General features: G+C 65.0%; 16 protein-coding genes and 1 tRNA gene. 5 read left to right on the top strand and 12 right to left on the bottom strand.

All coding sequences use genetic code 11. The annotated features are described in order from the left end of the window. Nucleotides 1-89 precede the first annotated feature (89 nt). The 3 genes from P9220_RS06560 to rsmA are packed head-to-tail and all read left to right on the top strand — an operon-like array spanning nucleotide 90 to nucleotide 3291. The gene (locus P9220_RS06560) at nucleotides 90-1454 is read left to right on the top strand and encodes a peptidylprolyl isomerase (protein WP_404989527.1); all 1365 of its coding nucleotides are present in this window, start codon (nucleotides 90-92) and stop codon (nucleotides 1452-1454) included. A gap of 5 nt (nucleotides 1455-1459) precedes the next feature. Then, nucleotides 1460-2455, top strand: coding sequence for a 4-hydroxythreonine-4-phosphate dehydrogenase PdxA (gene pdxA, locus P9220_RS06565; protein WP_309764103.1), 996 nt, complete (start codon nucleotides 1460-1462; stop codon nucleotides 2453-2455). 26 nt (nucleotides 2456-2481) lie between these two features. Beyond that, complete coding sequence (gene rsmA / locus P9220_RS06570) at nucleotides 2482-3291, top strand: 16S rRNA (adenine(1518)-N(6)/adenine(1519)-N(6))-dimethyltransferase RsmA (RefSeq protein WP_309764104.1); 810 nt, start codon at nucleotides 2482-2484, stop codon at nucleotides 3289-3291. 6 nt (nucleotides 3292-3297) lie between these two features. Here the strand turns inward: rsmA and P9220_RS06575 are convergent, their stop codons facing one another. Then, a complete protein-coding gene (locus P9220_RS06575; protein WP_309764105.1) occupies nucleotides 3298-3519 on the bottom strand; it encodes a hypothetical protein in 222 nt (73 codons plus the stop codon). A gap of 179 nt (nucleotides 3520-3698) precedes the next feature. Here P9220_RS06575 and P9220_RS06580 point away from each other — a divergent pair, with 179 nt between their 5' ends. Together P9220_RS06580 and P9220_RS06585 are read left to right on the top strand one after the other, a co-directional pair. Further along, nucleotides 3699-4964, top strand: a complete 1266-nt coding sequence (locus P9220_RS06580; protein WP_309765407.1) for a DNA repair exonuclease — start codon at nucleotides 3699-3701, stop codon at nucleotides 4962-4964. 3 nt (nucleotides 4965-4967) lie between these two features. Then, nucleotides 4968-8432, top strand: coding sequence for an AAA family ATPase (locus tag P9220_RS06585; RefSeq protein WP_309764106.1), 3465 nt, complete (start codon nucleotides 4968-4970; stop codon nucleotides 8430-8432). On the opposite strand, the gene P9220_RS06590 is transcribed toward P9220_RS06585, so the two are convergent. From P9220_RS06590 to P9220_RS06640, 11 genes are all read right to left on the bottom strand, one after another. Then, nucleotides 8420-9235 (bottom strand): Sir2 family NAD-dependent protein deacetylase, encoded by an 816-nt coding sequence (locus P9220_RS06590; RefSeq protein ID WP_309764107.1) that lies wholly within the window; start codon nucleotides 9233-9235, stop codon nucleotides 8420-8422. The genes P9220_RS06585 and P9220_RS06590 overlap by 13 nt on opposite strands. Next, nucleotides 9232-10287, bottom strand: a complete 1056-nt coding sequence (locus P9220_RS06595; RefSeq protein WP_309764108.1) for a WYL domain-containing protein — start codon at nucleotides 10285-10287, stop codon at nucleotides 9232-9234. Before P9220_RS06595 ends, P9220_RS06590 begins: the two co-directional genes overlap by 4 nt. A gap of 165 nt (nucleotides 10288-10452) precedes the next feature. Then, nucleotides 10453-10528, bottom strand: a tRNA-Lys gene (locus tag P9220_RS06600). Between the two features lie 132 nt (nucleotides 10529-10660). Beyond that, nucleotides 10661-11410 carry a tol-pal system protein YbgF gene (gene ybgF / locus P9220_RS06605; protein ID WP_309764109.1) on the bottom strand — a complete coding sequence of 250 codons (750 nt, stop codon included), beginning with the start codon at nucleotides 11408-11410 and terminating at the stop codon, nucleotides 10661-10663. A gap of 45 nt (nucleotides 11411-11455) precedes the next feature. Further along, a complete protein-coding gene (gene pal, locus P9220_RS06610) occupies nucleotides 11456-11962 on the bottom strand; it encodes a peptidoglycan-associated lipoprotein Pal (protein ID WP_309764110.1) in 507 nt (168 codons plus the stop codon). Between the two features lie 55 nt (nucleotides 11963-12017). After that, complete coding sequence (gene tolB, locus P9220_RS06615; protein ID WP_309764111.1) at nucleotides 12018-13310, bottom strand: Tol-Pal system beta propeller repeat protein TolB; 1293 nt, start codon at nucleotides 13308-13310, stop codon at nucleotides 12018-12020. 108 nt (nucleotides 13311-13418) lie between these two features. Beyond that, nucleotides 13419-14525, bottom strand: a complete 1107-nt coding sequence (gene tolA, locus P9220_RS06620; RefSeq protein ID WP_309764112.1) for a cell envelope integrity protein TolA — start codon at nucleotides 14523-14525, stop codon at nucleotides 13419-13421. Continuing rightward, complete coding sequence (gene tolR, locus P9220_RS06625; RefSeq protein WP_309764113.1) at nucleotides 14522-14965, bottom strand: protein TolR; 444 nt, start codon at nucleotides 14963-14965, stop codon at nucleotides 14522-14524. The genes tolA and tolR overlap by 4 nt, the downstream gene beginning before the upstream one ends. Before the next feature lie 12 nt (nucleotides 14966-14977). Beyond that, the gene (gene tolQ, locus P9220_RS06630; protein ID WP_309764114.1) at nucleotides 14978-15655 is read right to left on the bottom strand and encodes a protein TolQ; all 678 of its coding nucleotides are present in this window, start codon (nucleotides 15653-15655) and stop codon (nucleotides 14978-14980) included. A gap of 124 nt (nucleotides 15656-15779) precedes the next feature. Beyond that, nucleotides 15780-16253, bottom strand: coding sequence for a tol-pal system-associated acyl-CoA thioesterase (ybgC, locus tag P9220_RS06635; RefSeq protein ID WP_309764115.1), 474 nt, complete (start codon nucleotides 16251-16253; stop codon nucleotides 15780-15782). Nucleotides 16254-16394: 141 nt separating this feature from the next. Continuing rightward, on the bottom strand, nucleotides 16395-17141 hold the full coding sequence (locus P9220_RS06640) for an SDR family NAD(P)-dependent oxidoreductase (RefSeq protein WP_309764116.1): 747 nt from the start codon (nucleotides 17139-17141) through the stop codon (nucleotides 16395-16397). Nucleotides 17142-17342: the final 201 nt, after the last annotated feature.

A 17342-nucleotide genomic window follows, 5' to 3' on the forward strand; every position in this document is an offset into this window, starting at 1 on the left:
AAGCAGGCGTTCTCTGACAGCATCCCCGTTCGCCGCCCGAGCACACGCGAGCGCACGAATGGGTCAAGTGTGGATTTGATGGAGTATCTGTGGCAAACATGAAACTGTTTCGATCGACGGCAATGGCCGCCGCCGCGCTCACCGCGGCGCTGATGGTGAGTTCGCCGGCCGGTGCGCAGGCGTTGTCGAATCGCAATGTGCAGATCGCGGATTCCGTCGTCGCGGTCGTCAATGACGGCGTCATCACGCAGCGCGAACTGGAAGAGCGCACGAGCCTGATCGCGCAGCGGCTCAAGCAGCAAAACGCGCCGGTCCCGCCCGTCGAACAGATGCGTCAGCAGGTGCTCGACCAGATGGTGCTCGAGCGCATCCAGTTGCAGCGGGCGAAGGAAGACGGCATCGTGATCGACGACGCCACCGTCAACCGCACGCTGCAGCGCCTCGCGCAGCAGAACCAGATGACGCTCGACGTCTACCGCTCGCGCATCGAGGCGCAAGGCGTGACCTGGGCCACGTTCATGCGCGACGCGCGCACGGAACTGACGCTCTCGAAGCTGCGCGAGAAGGAAGTCGACAGCAAGGTCACCGTGTCCGATGGCGAAGTGGCGAACTACATCGCAAGCCAGCGCGGGCCGGGCTCGCGCAACGCGAGCGATCTTCACCTCCAGCACATCATGTTCAAGCTGGCTCCGGACGCGCCGCAGTCGGAAGTCGCCGCCGTCCAGAGCAAGGCCGACGCCGTGCTCAAGCAGGCGCAGGCGGGCGAAGACTTCGCGAAGCTGGCGAAGCAGAACTCGCAGGACACCGACGCCGCCAAGGGCGGCGATCTCGGCTTCCGCGCGCCGGGCACGTTGCCGGCGGGCATCGTCTCGTCGGTGTCGACGCTGCGTCCGGGCCAGGTCGTGCCGACGCTCCTGCGCACCGATGGCGGTTTCGAGATCATCAAGCTCGTCGATCGCCGCGCGAGCCAGGGCACCGCAGCCGATGCGCCGAAGCTGGTTCAGACGCACGTGCGTCACATCCTGCTGCGCGTGTCGGACGGCATGTCGGAAGCGTCGGCGCGCCAGAAGCTGCTCGATATCAAGCAGCAAGTCGCGTCGGGCGGCGACTTCGCGAACTTCGCCCGCACGTATTCGCAAGACGGGTCAGCATCGCAGGGCGGCGACCTCGGCTGGATCAGCCCGGGCGAAACCGTTCCTGAGTTCGAGCGCGCGATGAACAACCTGCAGGACGGCGCGGTCAGCGATCCCGTGCGCAGCGAGTACGGCTATCACCTGATCCAGGTGCTGAGCCGCCGCGAAGCCGAAGGATCGGCGACGCAACAGCTCGACATCGCGCGTCAGGCGATCGGTCAGCGCAAGGCCGAGCAGGCGTACTCCGACTGGTTGCGTGAACTGCGCGACACCGCCTACGTGCAATACAAAGGCATCGCTGCGCAGGAAGCGCAGCAATAAGCCCGATGAACGCCGCCGCGCATCCGGATGAAACCGCCGCCGTCACCGTCGCCATCACGACGGGCGAGCCGGCGGGCGTCGGTCCGGAACTCACGGCGGTGGCGCTTCGCGAAGCGCGATCGCGCTGGCCGTCGGTGCGATTCGTCGTGCTCGGCGACCGCGCATTGCTCGAAGCGCGGGCGGGCGGCGCCTGGCCCGCGAGCGGCGAGCCGGTCCAGATCGAGCATCATGCGCTCGCGGCGCCGGCACAGGCGGGCAAGCTCGATGCCGCCAACGGACGCTACGTGCTCGGCTTGCTCGATGCCGCCATCGACGGCGCTGTTGCGGGCCGCTTCGACGCCATCGTCACCGCGCCGCTGCAAAAGAGCACGATCAACGATGCCGGCGTGCCTTTCACCGGCCACACCGAATATCTCGCTGAGCGCACGAACACGCCGCGCGTCGTGATGATGCTCGCCGGCACGGGCCAGCGCCCGCTGCGCGTCGCGCTCGCCACGACGCATCTGCCGCTCAAGGACGTTTCCGCCGCAATCACCGTCGACGGACTGGTCGATACGCTGCGCATCATCCATCACGACCTGCGCGCGCATTTCGGCCTCGCCGCGCCGCGCATTCTCGTGACCGGCCTGAATCCGCACGCGGGGGAGAACGGCTATCTGGGCCGCGAGGAAATCGACGTCATCGCGCCTGCGCTGGAACGCGCCCGCGCGCTCGGCATCGATGCGCCGGGCCCTTATCCCGCTGACACGCTATTTCAGCCGCGTTATCTGAAAGACGCCGATTGCGTGCTCGCGATGTTCCACGATCAAGGCCTGCCGGTGCTCAAGTACGCGACGTTCGGCGAGGGCATCAACGTGACGCTCGGCTTGCCGATCATCCGCACGTCGGTGGATCACGGCACCGCGCTCGATCTCGCCGGCACCGGGCGCGCGGACGCGGGCAGCTTGATCGCCGCGATCGACGCCGCCGTCACGATGGCGCGTCACAAGCGCGGCGTCTGACCGCACGCGCATTCATTCCAACGAGTATGTCCACCAAACACCAAGGCCACCTCGCGCGCAAGCGCTTCGGCCAGAACTTTCTCGTCGACCAGGGCGTGATCGATTCCATCGTCGATGCCATCGCGCCGAAGCGCGGCGAGCGCATGGTCGAGATCGGCCCGGGGCTTGCCGCGCTGACCGAGCCGCTGATCGAGCGCCTGTCCACGCCGGAATCGCCGCTGCATGCGGTGGAACTGGACCGCGATCTGATCGGCCGCCTAGAAAAGCGCTTCGGCGACAAGCTCGTCGTGCATTCCGCCGATGCGCTCGACTTCGACTTCGGCTCGCTCGCGCTCGACGGCGAAAAGCCGACGCTGCGCATCGTCGGCAATCTGCCGTACAACATTTCGAGCCCGCTGCTGTTCCACCTGACGGCGTTCGCGCCGAAGGTCATCGATCAGCACTTCATGCTTCAGGACGAAGTCGTCGAGCGCATGATCGCGGAGCCGGCGAGCAAGGACTACGGCCGCCTGTCGGTGATGCTGCAGTACCGCTACGTGATGGACAAGCTGATCGACGTGCCGCCTGAATCGTTCAATCCGCCGCCGAAAGTGAACTCGGCGATTGTCCGCATGATTCCGTTCGCGCCGCATGAATTGCCGGCCGTGAACGACGCAGTGCTGAGCGACGTGGTCAAGGCTGCGTTCGCCCAGCGCCGCAAGGTCCTGCGCAACAACCTGTCCGCGTATCGCGACCGCATCGACTTCGACGCGCTCGGATTCGATCTCGCGCGCCGCGCCGAAGAAGTGCCGGTCGCGGAATTCGTTGCGCTTGCGCAGGCCGTGGAGCGTGCGTAGCCGCGCTCATCGTGGCCGCCCGGCGCGGGAAGCATCGGCGAGCCGGGTCATCAGCCGGTCGAGCCGCATTCGCTGATTGCGCTGCAGGCCGTGCGTCGCGCTGACCTGCTGCACGCGCGTGCGCCAGTAGGTCTGGCCGAACAGCGAATTCGCGCCTTCAGCCGACAGGACACGTTCCAGATGAACGATGGCGGCATCGACGGTATGCGTGGTGTAGGGACTTGTCATCGGTAGACCTCGCTTCGTGTTGATCTTCGACGATTGTCCGTTTGCGCAGGGACACATCGCGTCTCTTACCGATGCCGCTATGCGCGTTCGATCGAGACGCGAGCTGTCCTGACTGCGTGCAAGCATCGTCGTCCGGATGCATCGAGCGCGACACCAACACTCAAGGGGAAGACAACGCGATGCGCTTCATCCACGCGGCCGACATTCATCTCGACAGCCCGCTGCACGGCCTGTCCGCCTACGCCGACGCACCCGCCGACATGCTGCGCAACGCGACGCGCGAGGCGTTCTCGAAGCTCGTGTCGATTGCCATCGACGAGCAGGTGGATTTCATGGTCATCGCCGGGGATCTTTACGACGGCACCTGGCGCGATCACAACACCGGCATCTTCTTCTGCAAGGAGATGGGCAAGCTGCGCCGCGCGAACATTCCCGTCTACGTGCTCTACGGCAACCACGACGCCGAAAGCGAGATGACGAGCCAGCTTCAATTACCCGACAACGTCCACACGTTTTCGACGAGAAAGCCGCAGACCTATCGCATCGACGCGCTCAAGGTCGCGCTGCACGGTCACAGCTTCAAGGACAAGGCGGTGACGGCAAATCTGGCGAGCGCGTATCCGTCGCCGGTGGACGGGTACTTCAACATCGGCGTGCTGCATACGGCGCTCGAAGGATCGGCGGCGCATGCGAACTACGCGCCGTGTACCGTCGCCGAACTGCATGCGCGCGAGTATCAGTACTGGGCGCTCGGTCACGTGCACGAATTCGCGATGTGGGACGAGTCGTCGACAATCGTATTTCCCGGCAATCTGCAAGGGCGCAACATTCGCGAGACGGGCAGGCGCGGCGCGGTCATCGTAAACGTGTCCGAATCGGAGGAAGTGAGCGTCGAGCGGCTTTTCATCGACGTATTGCGCTGGGAATCCGTCACGATCGATGCATCCGACCTGGCCACGCTCGATGAAGTCGCGCGCGCGGCGGGGCGTGCCCTCGAAGCGCTGATCGAACAGGCCGAGCGGCCGGTGCCGCACGCGGTGCGCGTGACGATCACCGGCGCGACGAAGGCGCACGGCGAACTCTTCGCCAACGCGACGCAACTGCGCGCCGAAGTGCTCGCGCAGATCGCGGCGATCAGCCACGACAGCCTGTGGCTCGAGAAAGTGAAAGTGGCGACGCAGCCGATCGCGCGCGATCTCGGAGCATCGAACGCAGACGGCGCCGCCGATGCGCTCGCCGACCTTCACGGCCTTTTGATCGAAGCCGAATCCGATCCCGAATTCCTCGCGATGCTGAAAGAGCGGCTGATCACGCTGGCGTCGCAGGCGCCGGCCGAATTGCAGAAGTCCGTGCCCGAACTCGAATACGTGCGCGACGGCGATCTCGCAAAGCTCGTGAGCGAAGTGCGCTCCGGTCTCATCGCGCAACTCGCGGACGCGGAGTAACGCATGCGCATCAGTCAGCTCGATCTCATCCGCTACGGCAAGTTCACGGACCATGCCGTCGAGTTTCCATCGGCGGAGCAGGACTTTCATTTCGTCGTCGGCCCGAATGAAGCCGGTAAATCGACAATCAAAACGGCCATTTCCGAACTGCTCTTCGGCATGCCGCATAGCTCGTCGCTTGCGTTTCAGCATCCGCAGAGCGATCTGCGGCTCGGCGCAAAGCTCCAGAAGGACGGAGCGGGCATTGCGTTTCATCGCACGAAGAGCCGCAAGTCGCCGCTCGTCACGCCCAATGGCGACGCGCTCACCGCCGACGCGCTCGCGCCTTTTCTCGGCACCGCCGACAAGAGCTTCTTCGAGCAGATGTATTGCCTCGATCACACCGCGCTGATCCGTGGCGGCCAGAGCATCCTCGATGCGTCGAGCGATGTCGGCCAGGTGCTGTTCCAGTCGGCGGCGGGCATCGCGAGCCTCGGCGAAGTGCGCCAGCGCCTTGCGGACGAAGCCGACAGCCTCTGGGCGAAGCGCAAGTCCGGCGAGCGCGCGTATTACATCGGCCTCAAGCAATACGAAGAAGCGAGCGCCGAATTGAAGACCGCGAGCGTGCGTACCGCGCAGTGGCGTCGCGCGCACGGCGCGGTCGAAGACGTGCAGGAGCGCAGCCGCGAGCAGGAAATGCGTCGCGCCGAACTCGAAGCGAAGCGGGCGCGGCTCGAACGCATCCGTCGCGTTGCGCCGTATCTGAACGTGTGGCGCGAGAAGTCGGCGGAACTCAACGAACTGGGCGATACGGCCGATCTTCCCGCCAACGCCGAAGCCACGTTGCAGAACGCGCTGACACGCCTCGCCTCCGCGCAGACCGCGTTCGATCTGCACGCGAACGACGTCGGGCAATTAAAGAAGGAGTTGGGCGAGATTCGCATCGATGAGACGCTGCTCGCAGTCGAAGCGGACATTCGCGCGCTCGAAGCGACGCGGCATCAGTGCGTGAATCACGCCGACGAGATCGCGCGGCTCGAACAGGAAGTCGCCGCGCGTCTGCGGCAGATCGCGCAAGACTGCGCGCAGCTCGGCTGGCCGCAGGACGAAGCCGGCGCGCGCCGCTCGCTGCCGGGGCCGCTCGCGTTGCAGGCGGTGTCGAGCCTCATGCTCGAACGGGGCGAGCTCGAGCTTGCCGCGCGTCATGCGATGCAGGCGGTGGAAGAAGGGATCGCCGAAATCGCTGCGCTCGAAGCGCGCCTCGCGGCAAGCACAAACACGGACGTGGCGCCCGGCTTGCGCGCGGCCGTGCGTGCCGCCCAGAAATATCGCGATACCGACGTAACGCAGCGCCGCCTCGGCGATGCCCGCCGCGAGGCCGAACACGCGCTGCAAGCGGGGCTGGCATCGCTCGGCAAGTGGACGCGCCCGCTCGCCGAATTGCAGGCGATGACCTTGCCCGCGGCCGAACGCATCGCGGCGATGCGCGATGAGCGGCAATCGCTCGCGTCGCGGGTCGCAGTGGCCGTCGATCGCCTGAAGGAAGCGCAAGACACGCTCGACGACACGCGAACGGAACTCGGCGACTTCGTGGAGACGCATCGCGTCGTGACCGGCGACGAAGTGCGCGATGCACGCGGCGCGCGCGACGCGGCATGGCTCGCGATCCGGTCGGGCGAAGTGACGCTTGCGAGCGGCGCGCCGACGTTCGAAACCGCAATGCGCACGGCGGACGAGTTCGCCGATCGCCAGCTCGGTTCGGTCGGCCAGTCGACGCAATTGGCCGCGCTCAAGCGCCGCGTATCCGCCGACGAACAGGCCGTCGAGCGCCGTCGGCAGTCCCAACGCGACGCGACGGCCGCGCTCGAAGCGTTCGACGCATTGTGGCGCACGCTCGCCGTGCAATCGCAGATCGCGGACATGGCGCTCGACGACGTTCCTTCGTGGCTCGCGCGCCGCGAACAGGCGCTGGCCGCGTCGCAAACACTGGACAGGCACACGGCCGAGCTCGCCCGCGAATCCGCCGATGCCGCCGCGCGTCGCGACGACCTCGCGCGCCACCTTGCGGATGCGAACGTCGCCATCGATACGTCCGCGCGACTCGACACGCTATGCGACATCGCGGAAACGCACATCAGCGCAATCGATGCGGCGGCGCTCACGCGTCGGCATGTCAGCGGGCAACTGGACACGGCGCGCGCCGAGAGCGTCGCCCGCCAGTCCACGGCGAAGGCCGCGCATGAAGCGTTCGCGCGCTGGCAAGGCGAATGGTCGGCGGCGGTCGGGAAGGCGGGCGTCGCCGTTGCGGCGGATTCCCAGTCGGCGGCGGAAACGGCCATCGGCATCGTGAAGAGAATCGGCGAGCAGCTCGCGCAAGTGGATGCGATACGCGCCGGTCAGATCGACGTAATGCGTGCGTCCCTGGCGGCGTTGGCGTCGAACGCGGTGCGACTGGCGGGACAGGTCGACAGCGAGCTCGCCACGCTCGAAGCGCACGGAATCTCGCTCGAATTGTCGACGCGCCTCGACAGCGCCTGCGCCGCGCGCGCGGAAGCCGAGCGCATCGCGAAGGAACTCGCGGCGGCGAACGGGCAGATGAGCGCGGCGAAAGCCGGTGTGGAGGAAGCGCGCGCGAGCCTGCGGCCGCTTTACGCACTCGCGGGCGTCGATACGCCGGATCAACTCGCGGCGCGCATCGCGAGGTCCACGCGCAAGCGCGAACTGACCGCGGCTGTCAACGATGCGCGCGATGCGTTCATCAAGGGCGGCGACGGGCTGACGCTCGACGTGCTCATCGCGGAGGTGGAGGGCGCGGACATCGCGAGCGTCGAGGCGGAGCTTTCGTTGATCGGCGGGGCGCTGAACGAGTCGGTGAACGCATCGACCAAACTCGCCGCCGAGCTGGCCGCCGCGAAGCGCGAACTCGATGCCATTTCCGGCGAAGCGAACGCCGCGCGCGCCGAGGCCAAACGCCAGGAAGCGCTGTCCGCGATGGCCGACGCAGCCGAGCGCTTCGTCAAGGTCGAGACGGCGTCGACGCTGCTGAAATGGGCGATCGACCGATACCGCGAACGCCGGCAAGGCCCGATGCTCTCGCGTGCGAGCGCCATCTTTTCCGAGCTGACGCTGGGCGCGTTCGCGCGGCTCGTCGTCGATTACGATCGCCAGCCGATGGCGCTGGCCGCCGTGAGAGCGGCGAGCGGCGAGCATGTCGAAATCGGCGGCATGAGCGAGGGCACGCGGGATCAGTTGTATCTCGCGCTGCGGCTCGCGGCGCTCGAGGAGCACGGCGAGAAGGCATCGGCGTTGCCGTTCGTCGCGGACGATCTCTTCATCAATTTCGACGATGCCCGCGCCCGCGCCGGTCTGCGCGTGCTCGCGCATCTGGCGAAGCGCACGCAGGTGATCTTCCTGAGCCACCACGATCATCTCGTCGGCATGGTGCGCGACGTGTTCGGGCCGCAGGTCAACGTGCGCTACATGAGCTGATCGAGGCGCAGCAGCGTTTCCTTTGCGCCGCCCGCAATGCCGACGCCCACGCCCGGCGCAATGCCGTGCTCGCGCGGATTGATGCGGATCACGAGCGGGCCGTGGCGCTCGCTGAAGCGTCGGACGGTCGGCAATGCGCGGCCCGCGCCCATCTCGACGACCACGAGCCGCGTCACGCCCTGAAGCCATGCGGCTAGCCTCTGCTCCTGACGGGCGGCGTGCGTGTCGATCCAGTTCCAGTCGCCGAACATCAGGATATTCGGACGCGCGATACGCCCGCAATGCGGACACATCGGCGGCGAGTTGACGAGCTCGCAGCGCGTCTCATCGACGACAGGATGGAAAGCGTCGGCGGGCCAGATATCGCCGGTGCAGGCATCGATGCATTGCATCGCGTGAATCGAGCCGTGGCATTCCGCGACGCGTTCCGGTGCGAAGCCCGCGCGCTGGAACTGGCCGTCCACATTGCTCGTGAACACGAACGCGCCGCGAGGCATTTGCGCGGCCCATCGCCGGAGCACGTGAAAGCCGTCGTGCGGCTGCGTCGCGCGATAGAGCGCGAGCCGATGCCCGTAAAAGCCCCACGTCAGCCGCGGATGCCGCGTGAAACCCGTAGGATTGGCCATTTGTTCGAACGAGAACCCGTGATGCCGCAATGCCGGATAAGCGCGCCAGAAGCCTTCGGGTCCGCGAAAATCCGGCAGGCCGGAATCGACGCCCATGCCCGCGCCTGCGGTGATGAGCAGGCCATCGGCATCGCGCAGCCAGCCTGCGGCTTGCTGGAGCTCGGGTTCGTCGCTCATGCGTAACGCTTCGCGAGCTTCAGATAATCGTCGGCGAACTCGTCGCGCAATGAACGCGGCGCGAGAATCTCGACGCCCGCGCCGAGCGCGCGCAGCCACCATCGCAGCTTGAGACTGGGCGTGACCGTGCCGGTTACTTTCATGCGGCCATCGGGCAGCGTGTCGATATGCTGATCCTTCGACATCGGCGATTCGCGCAACTGATTGCCCGCGCTTCCTTCGAAGGCAAGTTCCAGCCGTACGGGCGGCTCGGGCAGGAAGTCGAATGCCTGTTGCGTCTCGATGTACTTGCGCAGCTTGAAGTCTTCGGGATAGGTGAACGGCTCGCCGGACTCCGTCACCGAACGAATGCGGTCCAGCCGATACAGCGCGCGCGCCGCTTCCGTTTCGCCCTGCTCGATGCGCGGTGCGCGGCCCGGGTCCTGCGCAACCATGTACATGACGCCCGCCGACTCGACGAGCGCGAGCGGCCAAAGACGCCTCGTCTTCTGATCGGCGCTTCCTTCGCCCTTGTAGGCAGGGCGATACTGCACGAGCAGTTCGCGTTCGAAGAACGTCGCGGTGGCGACCGTGTTGAAGATGTCCGGACGCAGCTTCGGGCGGATCAGCGTGAAAGCGCCATCGACGGAATCGATCTTGTCCGCCCACGCGCGATAGATCCGGCTATCCGCTTTCTCCTGCGACAGCCGCGCTTGGGCAGCCTGGAACAGCGGGTCGATGTCTTTGGTCACGGCGTTCGGCAGCTTGTTGCCGGCGAAGCGCTGAAGGATGTGGAACGCGACGGCCTCCGACGCGCTCATCAACCCGACGCCTTCCTGCAGCCCGTGCAGCCACGGCTTGCGCTGCCACAGCAGTTCGCGGCCGTTGATCGTCGAGATGACGCGCGACTCTGCTTCCAGTGCGGTGAGATGGCGCTGCACCTTCTTCGTGTATCCGACGCGATGCCCGCGCTCCTCGAGCCGCCGGCGCACTTCGGGCGTCGACAGCCACGCGACGGCGTCACGTTCCGTCGGCAGCACGCGGAGAATGGCTTCGTCGAGGCTGGAGGTCATGATGATCGAGCGGGAAAGTTATGGCTCGATTATAGGGAGGATCGGGACAGAGAGTGTCCCGAAGCGGCGGCGGGAAATTAATGCGGAGGACTATGCGAATGCGGCAGGAAAGCGGCGCACCAAAAGAAAAAGGGCTGCGCGATTGCGCAGCCCTTTTTGATTCTTTGGTAGGCCGTACTGGATTCGAACCAGTGACCAACGGATTAAAAGTCCGCTGCTCTACCAGCTGAGCTAACGACCCGAAAGAGGCGAAATTATAATCGGCGATTTCCGATGCTGTCAACCGATCTTGCCTATTATCGATAAGAGAAACGCCCGAGGCATGCACGCCTGCGGGCGCCCTCATCGAGAGGCGCGAGAGCCGAAGCTCCGCTTACTTCACTTGCGACATCTTGGTTTGCGCGGACTGCGCGACTTCGGTGCCCGAATACTGCGAGATGATCTGTTGAAGCGTCTGCTTTGCAGCCGCTTTCTGACCCTGCTCGATCTGGTTATTCGCGATTGCAAGCAACGCTTCGGGTGCTCGCGGATGCGTCGGATACGTCTTCACCAGGTTCTGCCAGATCGCGGTCGATCCCTTGTAGTCGCGCTGCGCATACAACGCATTGCCGAGCCAGTACTGCGCGGTCGGCTGATACGGGCTCTGCGGATACTTCGTCACGAACGCCTTGAACGACGCCGCGGCGCTCTTGTAGTCACCGTTACGGAACTGAGTCGACGCGGCGTTGAACGCTTCCGTCTCGCCGGGCTCGACCGAACCGGTCACGCCGTCGATCGTCTGCTGCTGCGGCTCGAACTTCTTCATGCGCGTGTCGAGATCGGCGTAATAGTCCTTCTGCTGCTTTTGCAGCGTCGCGACCTGATTCGCCAGATTCTCGTTCTGGCCGCGAAGCGTGGCGACCTGCTGATTCAACTGGTCGATACGGTTGGACTGATCGAGGATCGTGCGCTGCGCAGCCGACAACTGATTGGCGAGGCCATCGGTCTTCGTGCGCAGATCGAGCACGGCCTTGCGCGCTTCGTTGTCGTCGAAGACGCCGGCGTGCGCGGGCACGCCCGACATCACCGAACCGACGACGCACGCGGCTGCGGCGACCCGCAGCAAGGGAAAGCGATACAACATAGGGCGACTCACCCGTGACTGGTTACGTTACTGAAAGTACTGCGATTACTGCTGGTACACGAGATCCGCGCGGCGGTTCTGCGCGTACGACGACTCGTCGTGGCCCGTCGCCATCGGCTTTTCCTTGCCGAGGCTCACGGCTTCCATCTGCGAATCGGCCACGCCCATCAGCGACATTGCACGACGCACGGCTTCCGCACGCTTCTGGCCCAGCGCGAGGTTGTACTCGCTCGTGCCGCGTTCGTCGGTGTTGCCCTGAATCAGGACGTGACGCTCCGGATGGCTTTTCAGGTACGACGAGTGTTGCTGCAGCAGCGGCTGATAGTCGTCCTTCACGGCGTAGCTGTCGAAGTCGAAATAGATGCTGCGCTTGGCGAGCGGGCTGTTCGGATCGTTCAGCGGGTCGACATTGACCGTCTGGACGTCACGCGGATTTGGCTGCGCCGTGCCCGCACCCTTGTTTGCGCCTTCATCGAGCTTCACCCCCGAGTGACACGCCGCCAATGCGCCGACCATCGCAACTGCCAGGCCGATACGAAGTTTCGACATCATGGTACCTCTCCTTGTGTTGTAGCTGAACGTTGTAGGTGAAACGTTGTTGCTGGACTTATTGCATGAACGGACCCCAGGACGGCTCGCGCACCGCACCGCCCTGTACGGACAAGACTTGCCGCGTACGACCATCGGTCGACACGGCTGCCAACACGCCACGTCCGTTCACTTGGGTGGCGTAGAGGATGTACTGACCATTCGCCGCGAAGCTCGGCGACTCGTCATGCGTCGTGTCGGTGAGGCCCGTCGCCGTGCCGGACGCGAGGTCCTGCAGATACAGCTTGAAGCCGCCGCCAGTGCGCGAAATGTACGCGAGTTGCTTGCCGTCCGGGCTCACGCGCGGGCTCGTGTTGTAGCTCCCCGCAAACGTGACCCGCTGGGCCGCGCCGGCGCTTTCCCCCGCCGCCGGCATCTTGTAGACCTGCGGTTGGCCGCCGCGGTCGCTCGTGAAGTAGATGGAGCTGCCATCGGGCGAGTAGGCCGGCTCGGTATCGATGGAACTGCCTTGTGTGAGACGGCGCAGGCTCGAGCCGTCCGCGTTGACTTCGAAAATCTGCGTATTGCCGGTGCGCGACAGCGCGACCGCGAGCTTGCGGCCGTCCGGCGACCACGCCGGCGCACTGTTGTTGCCCTTTTGATTCGATACGACCACGCGACGTCCCGTCGGCAGATCGTGGATGTAGACCACCGGCTTCTTGCGCTCGAACGACACGTACGCCACCTTCGTGCCGTCAGGCGACCACGCCGGCGAGATGATCGGTTCCGGGCTGGAGAGGGCGATCTTCGCGTCCTGGCCGTCCGAGTCCGAAATCTGCAATTGATAACGTCCGCCCGTCTGGATGACGTACGACAGACGCGTCGCAAACACGCCGCGGCCGCCGAGCAGCTTGGCGTAGATGTAATCCGCGATCTTGTGCGCGCTCATGCGCAGGCCGCTTTCGGCGCTGACGAGCGACAGCCCGCCGAGATTCTGCTGCTTGACCGTGTCGTAGAGACGGAAGCGCACTTCGTATTGTCCGTTCGACAGCCGCGTGACGCTGCCGGACACGAACGCATCCGCGCCCTTGGCTTTCCACGCGCCGAGATCGACGGAATCGGTCTCCGAAACCGGCGTGCCGCCCGCGTCGATGTTCGTGAACTTGCCGCTTCTCTGCAGGTCCTGACGAATGATCGCGCTGACTTGCTGCGGCGAGTTCGCCTCGTTGGCGAAATTGGCCGTCGCGATCGGGAACTGGGTCGAACCGACGCCGGTGACGAGCACGTTCAACTGGGCGTGTGCGGCAGTGCCGGCTGCGATCAGGCAGGATGCGACCAGCGTTCTCAGGCCAAGCTTCGTCATCAAACTCATGCTGTTTAGGTTCCGAAAAAAGCGTTTTCAAGTGTCTGGGGAATGCAGAAACAGACCCCCGGTTGCACGATTCGTTCCCACGCGGCCACGAGCCTCGCGGCCGCCCGATCAGCCTCCGGCCGGACGCAGCGTGATCGTGAAACGGTCGGGCGCCTTGCCGTCGATGTCGACCGGCATCGGGTCCGAACTCTGCACTGCACGCAGCGCCGCGTTGTCCCACTGCTCGTTGCCGCTCGAACGCGTGATCGATGCGGACAGCAAGGTGCCGGAAGGGGAGCAGCGCACGGCCACCACGGTCTCGAGGCCAGCCGTTTCTCCGCCCCAGCGGATGTTCGGCCGCACGCGCCGCTGCACCTTCTCCGCATAGCCCGGCGACGTGGCGTTGCCGCCCGCGCCTCGGCCGGTGCCGCTTTTCGCGAGCCCTTCGCCGCTCGTTCCCGTGCCGCCGCCCAACTGTCCCTGCAACTGCGCGAGGCGAGCCTTGCGTTCCTGATCGACCTTCGCCTTCGCTTCGGCATCGGCCTTTGCCTTCGCGGCGGCCTTCGCCTTTGCTTCGGCATCGGCTTTCGCCTTGGCCTGCGCGTCGGCTTTGGCTTTTGCTTCCTTTGCTTCCTTTTGTTCCTTCAACTGCTCGGCCTTCTGTGCTTCGGCCTGTTGCTCCTGGCGTTCCTTGTCTTGCTGCGCCTTCTGCTGTTGCTTTTGCAGATCGGCCTGACGCTGTTTCTCGATCTGCTTCTGCTTGTCCTGCATCGCCTTTTGCGCGGCCGCAGCGGCAGCGGCCTGAGCGGCCAGTTGCTGCTGACGCTTCGCCTCGGCTTCCTCGCGCGCCTCTTGCTGACGGCGCTGCTCGGCGAGTTGCGCCTCACGCGCGGCGGCTTCCTGCTGCTTGCGCTTCTTTTCCTGCAACGCGATGTCCGCTTCCTCGTCCTTCGCGGGCGGTGGCGCGGGCTGCACCTTGACCGGCGCAGGCGGCGGGGGAGCGGGACGCGGCGTCGGCGCGGCCATGTCCGGGATATCGGTCCAGATTTCCGCTTCTGCACCCGCCGGTGTGTTGTTCTGCCAGTTGATGCCGTGATAAAGCAGCCAGCCGAGCAGCAGATGCATCACCGCGGCGAGCGCGAACGCCTTGCCCGTGCCGCGCTCGCGCGGCGGGCGAACGGGCCTCGCGGAACGGGGACGCGCCGGTTGAGGCTGACTGGTGCGACGATCGATCATTGCGATTTGACGAGCAATCCGACGCGCTTCACGCCGCGCGCCTTCATATCGGACATGACGTTCATGACGGCCTCGTATCTGACCGTCTTATCGGCCGCGATCACGACGGGCTGATCCGGATGCAGCTCCTGCCGGTTGAGCACGAAGCTGTTCAGATCGGCCATCGTCATCTTCTGCTCTTGCGTCGCGCCGCCTTCTTCCTTGTAGCGCACGTTCATGCTGCCGTCGGCCTTGATGTTGATGACGAGCGGCGGCTGCTGTTCTTGCGGCTGCGCGTTGCCGACCGTCGGCAGATTGATGATCGACGGCGACACGAGCGGCGCGGTCACCATGAAGATGACGAGCAGCACGAGCATCACGTCGATGTACGGCACGACGTTGATGTCGGCCATCGCGCGACGTGAGCCGCCGCGCATGCTGGAACGAATCGGGCCTGCCATCGCGGACTCCTGTTAGTGCGCCTGGCGCTGCAAGATGTTCGAGAACTCTTCGATGAAGGTCTCGAAGCGGATCGCCAGGCGATCGATGTCATGCGAATAGCGGTTGTACGCGACGACCGCCGGAATTGCGGCGAAGAGGCCGATCGCGGTGGCGACGAGCGCCTCAGCGATGCCCGGCGCGACGTTCGCGAGCGTCGCCTGCTGCACGTTGGCGAGACCGCGGAACGAATTCATGATGCCCCACACCGTGCCGAACAGACCGATATACGGGCTGACCGAGCCGACCGACGCGAGAAACGCGAGATTGGCTTCGAGCACGTCCATTTCGCGCTGAAACGCGGCGCGCATCGCGCGGCGCGAACCGTCGAGGATCGCGCCCGGATCGGTGATGCGGCGCTCTTTGCCCTTCAGGAATTCGCGCATGCCGGATTCGAAGATACGCTCCAGCGCACCGATGGTGTGGCGATTGTTCGCCGCGCTCTGATACAGCGCCTGCAGATCCCCGCCCGACCAGAAATCGCGTTCGAAACGCTCGGTTTGCGCGCGCGCACGGCGAATGGCGAACCACTTGCGGAAGATGAAGGTCCACGAAAGAAGCGATAAAAGCAGCAACAACGCCATCACGGCCTGAGCGAGGACGCTCGCGTGGACGACGAGTGAAACGATCGACAAGTCTTGTGTATTGTTCATAGAGGTCTGCTGTTGCGTCCCGGAAAAGGCGCCGGGTCAGAAGCGCATCACGCTTTCGTAAATCAGGGGTGAGTAAAACGAAAGCCGCGTGGCGGCCGGCTCGTTTTCGATTGTCTTTACCTGGCTAAGCACGGCTCGATCCGCTTTCGGGCGGCAAGGGGTGTCCGGCGATCGCGATATTCGCATGCGAACCGCGTTTCAATCCGTCGAGCACCGGTTCGGGAATGCCGGCGGGCCGCATCGACGCGCGATTCACCGAAGCCACGCGGATATCACCGGTTGCGAGCAGAACGCCGTCGCGCCACGCTTCCTGATGAAAATCCACCGATGCACGCCCGAGCCGCTCGATGCGGCTGACCACGCGAATCACATCGTCGAGCCGCGCGGGCGCCGAATAATCGACGGACGTCCGCTTCACGACGAACACGACGCCGTCGGAATCCGCGAGACGCTGCTGGTCGATGCCGCACGCGCGCAGCCATTCGGTGCGCGCACGCTCGAAGAACTTCAGGTAGTTCGCATAGAAAACGATGCCGCCGGCGTCGGTGTCCTCGTAATACACGCGAATCGGCCATTCGAAAATCAACGGATTGCTCACAACGGATCGCTCACCTTTGCGCCATCCTGCTCGCGCCGGGGCCGACCGGCCCACTATGGCTTGCTTTTTGACAAATATTCATCGGCGGCATTTTACCGGAACCCGCTGCGCGCCCGCCAAATCCTCAGGCACTTTGCAGCGTCAGCCGCGGTGAATTTGCAACGGTCCGAACGTTTGCGCGACGGGCATCAGTTCGATCGCGTTGATATTCACGTGAGCGGGGCGCGTGGCGATCCAGTAAATGGAATCGGCGATATCTTCGGCTGTGAGCGGCTGCACGTCCTTATAGACGGCTGCTGCTTTTTCGTCGTTGCCCTTGAAGCGCACATTGGAGAACTCCGTGCCGCCGCAGAGGCCGGGCTCGATGTCGGTGACGCGCAGCGCGGTGCCCGCGAGGTCGGCGCGCAGATTCAGGCTGAACTGGCGCACGAACGCCTTGGTCGCGCCGTAGACGTTGCCGCCGGGGTAGGGGTATGTCGCCGCGACCGATCCGATGTTGAAGACGTGTCCGCGACTGCGTTCGACCATGCCCGGCAGGACGGCGTGCGTAACCGCGACGAGACCCGCGCAGTTCGTGTCGATCATGTTCTGCCAGTCTTCGAGGTTCGCGCGCTGCGCAGGTTCGAGACCGAGCGCGAGACCCGCGTTATTCACGAGTACGTCGATCTGTGCGAACGCCTCCGGCAGCGAGGCCACCGCCTTCCTGACGGCATTGCCGTCGCGCACATCGAGTTCGATGGGCAGCAGGGCATCGCCGAGTTCCTGCGATAGCGCGACGAGCCGCTCTTTGCGCCGCGCCGCCGCGATCACGCGATGGCCGCCTTTGACGAAAGTGCGCGCGATAGCAGCGCCGAAGCCGGCGGATGCGCCGGTGACGAAGACGATCATGGTCGAACTCCGGTTCGATAGGAGCGATAGACGGAACCGGGCCGCGTGGGGACACGCGTCCGGCAACGGCGCAAAGGGTACTTCCATTGATGCGCCGCGGCAAGTAACTGCGGGTGCGAACGATCGTGCTCCGGACGGCAGCACGAGAGCTTGGAAGCCGCATGCCCATTGGCCGGGCGGCCGGTTGCCTAAAGCCCGGAC

This window comes from Caballeronia sp. LZ016 (assembly GCF_031450805.1).
In the GTDB taxonomy this organism is placed as follows: Bacteria; Pseudomonadota; Gammaproteobacteria; order Burkholderiales; family Burkholderiaceae; genus Caballeronia.

Coding starts and splice junctions, on each gene's coding strand:
- pdxA (WP_309764103.1), top strand. CDS start 1,460: ATGAACGCCGCCGCGCATCCGGATGAAACCGCCGCCGTCACCGTCGCC.
- rsmA (WP_309764104.1), top strand. CDS start 2,482: ATGTCCACCAAACACCAAGGCCACCTCGCGCGCAAGCGCTTCGGCCAG.
- P9220_RS06575 (WP_309764105.1), bottom strand. CDS start 3,519: ATGACAAGTCCCTACACCACGCATACCGTCGATGCCGCCATCGTTCAT.
- P9220_RS06580 (WP_309765407.1), top strand. CDS start 3,699: ATGCGCTTCATCCACGCGGCCGACATTCATCTCGACAGCCCGCTGCAC.
- P9220_RS06585 (WP_309764106.1), top strand. CDS start 4,968: ATGCGCATCAGTCAGCTCGATCTCATCCGCTACGGCAAGTTCACGGAC.
- P9220_RS06590 (WP_309764107.1), bottom strand. CDS start 9,235: ATGAGCGACGAACCCGAGCTCCAGCAAGCCGCAGGCTGGCTGCGCGAT.
- P9220_RS06595 (WP_309764108.1), bottom strand. CDS start 10,287: ATGACCTCCAGCCTCGACGAAGCCATTCTCCGCGTGCTGCCGACGGAA.
- ybgF (WP_309764109.1), bottom strand. CDS start 11,410: ATGTTGTATCGCTTTCCCTTGCTGCGGGTCGCCGCAGCCGCGTGCGTC.
- pal (WP_309764110.1), bottom strand. CDS start 11,962: ATGATGTCGAAACTTCGTATCGGCCTGGCAGTTGCGATGGTCGGCGCA.
- tolB (WP_309764111.1), bottom strand. CDS start 13,310: ATGAGTTTGATGACGAAGCTTGGCCTGAGAACGCTGGTCGCATCCTGC.
- tolA (WP_309764112.1), bottom strand. CDS start 14,525: ATGATCGATCGTCGCACCAGTCAGCCTCAACCGGCGCGTCCCCGTTCC.
- tolR (WP_309764113.1), bottom strand. CDS start 14,965: ATGGCAGGCCCGATTCGTTCCAGCATGCGCGGCGGCTCACGTCGCGCG.
- tolQ (WP_309764114.1), bottom strand. CDS start 15,655: ATGAACAATACACAAGACTTGTCGATCGTTTCACTCGTCGTCCACGCG.
- P9220_RS06640 (WP_309764116.1), bottom strand. CDS start 17,141: ATGATCGTCTTCGTCACCGGCGCATCCGCCGGCTTCGGCGCTGCTATC.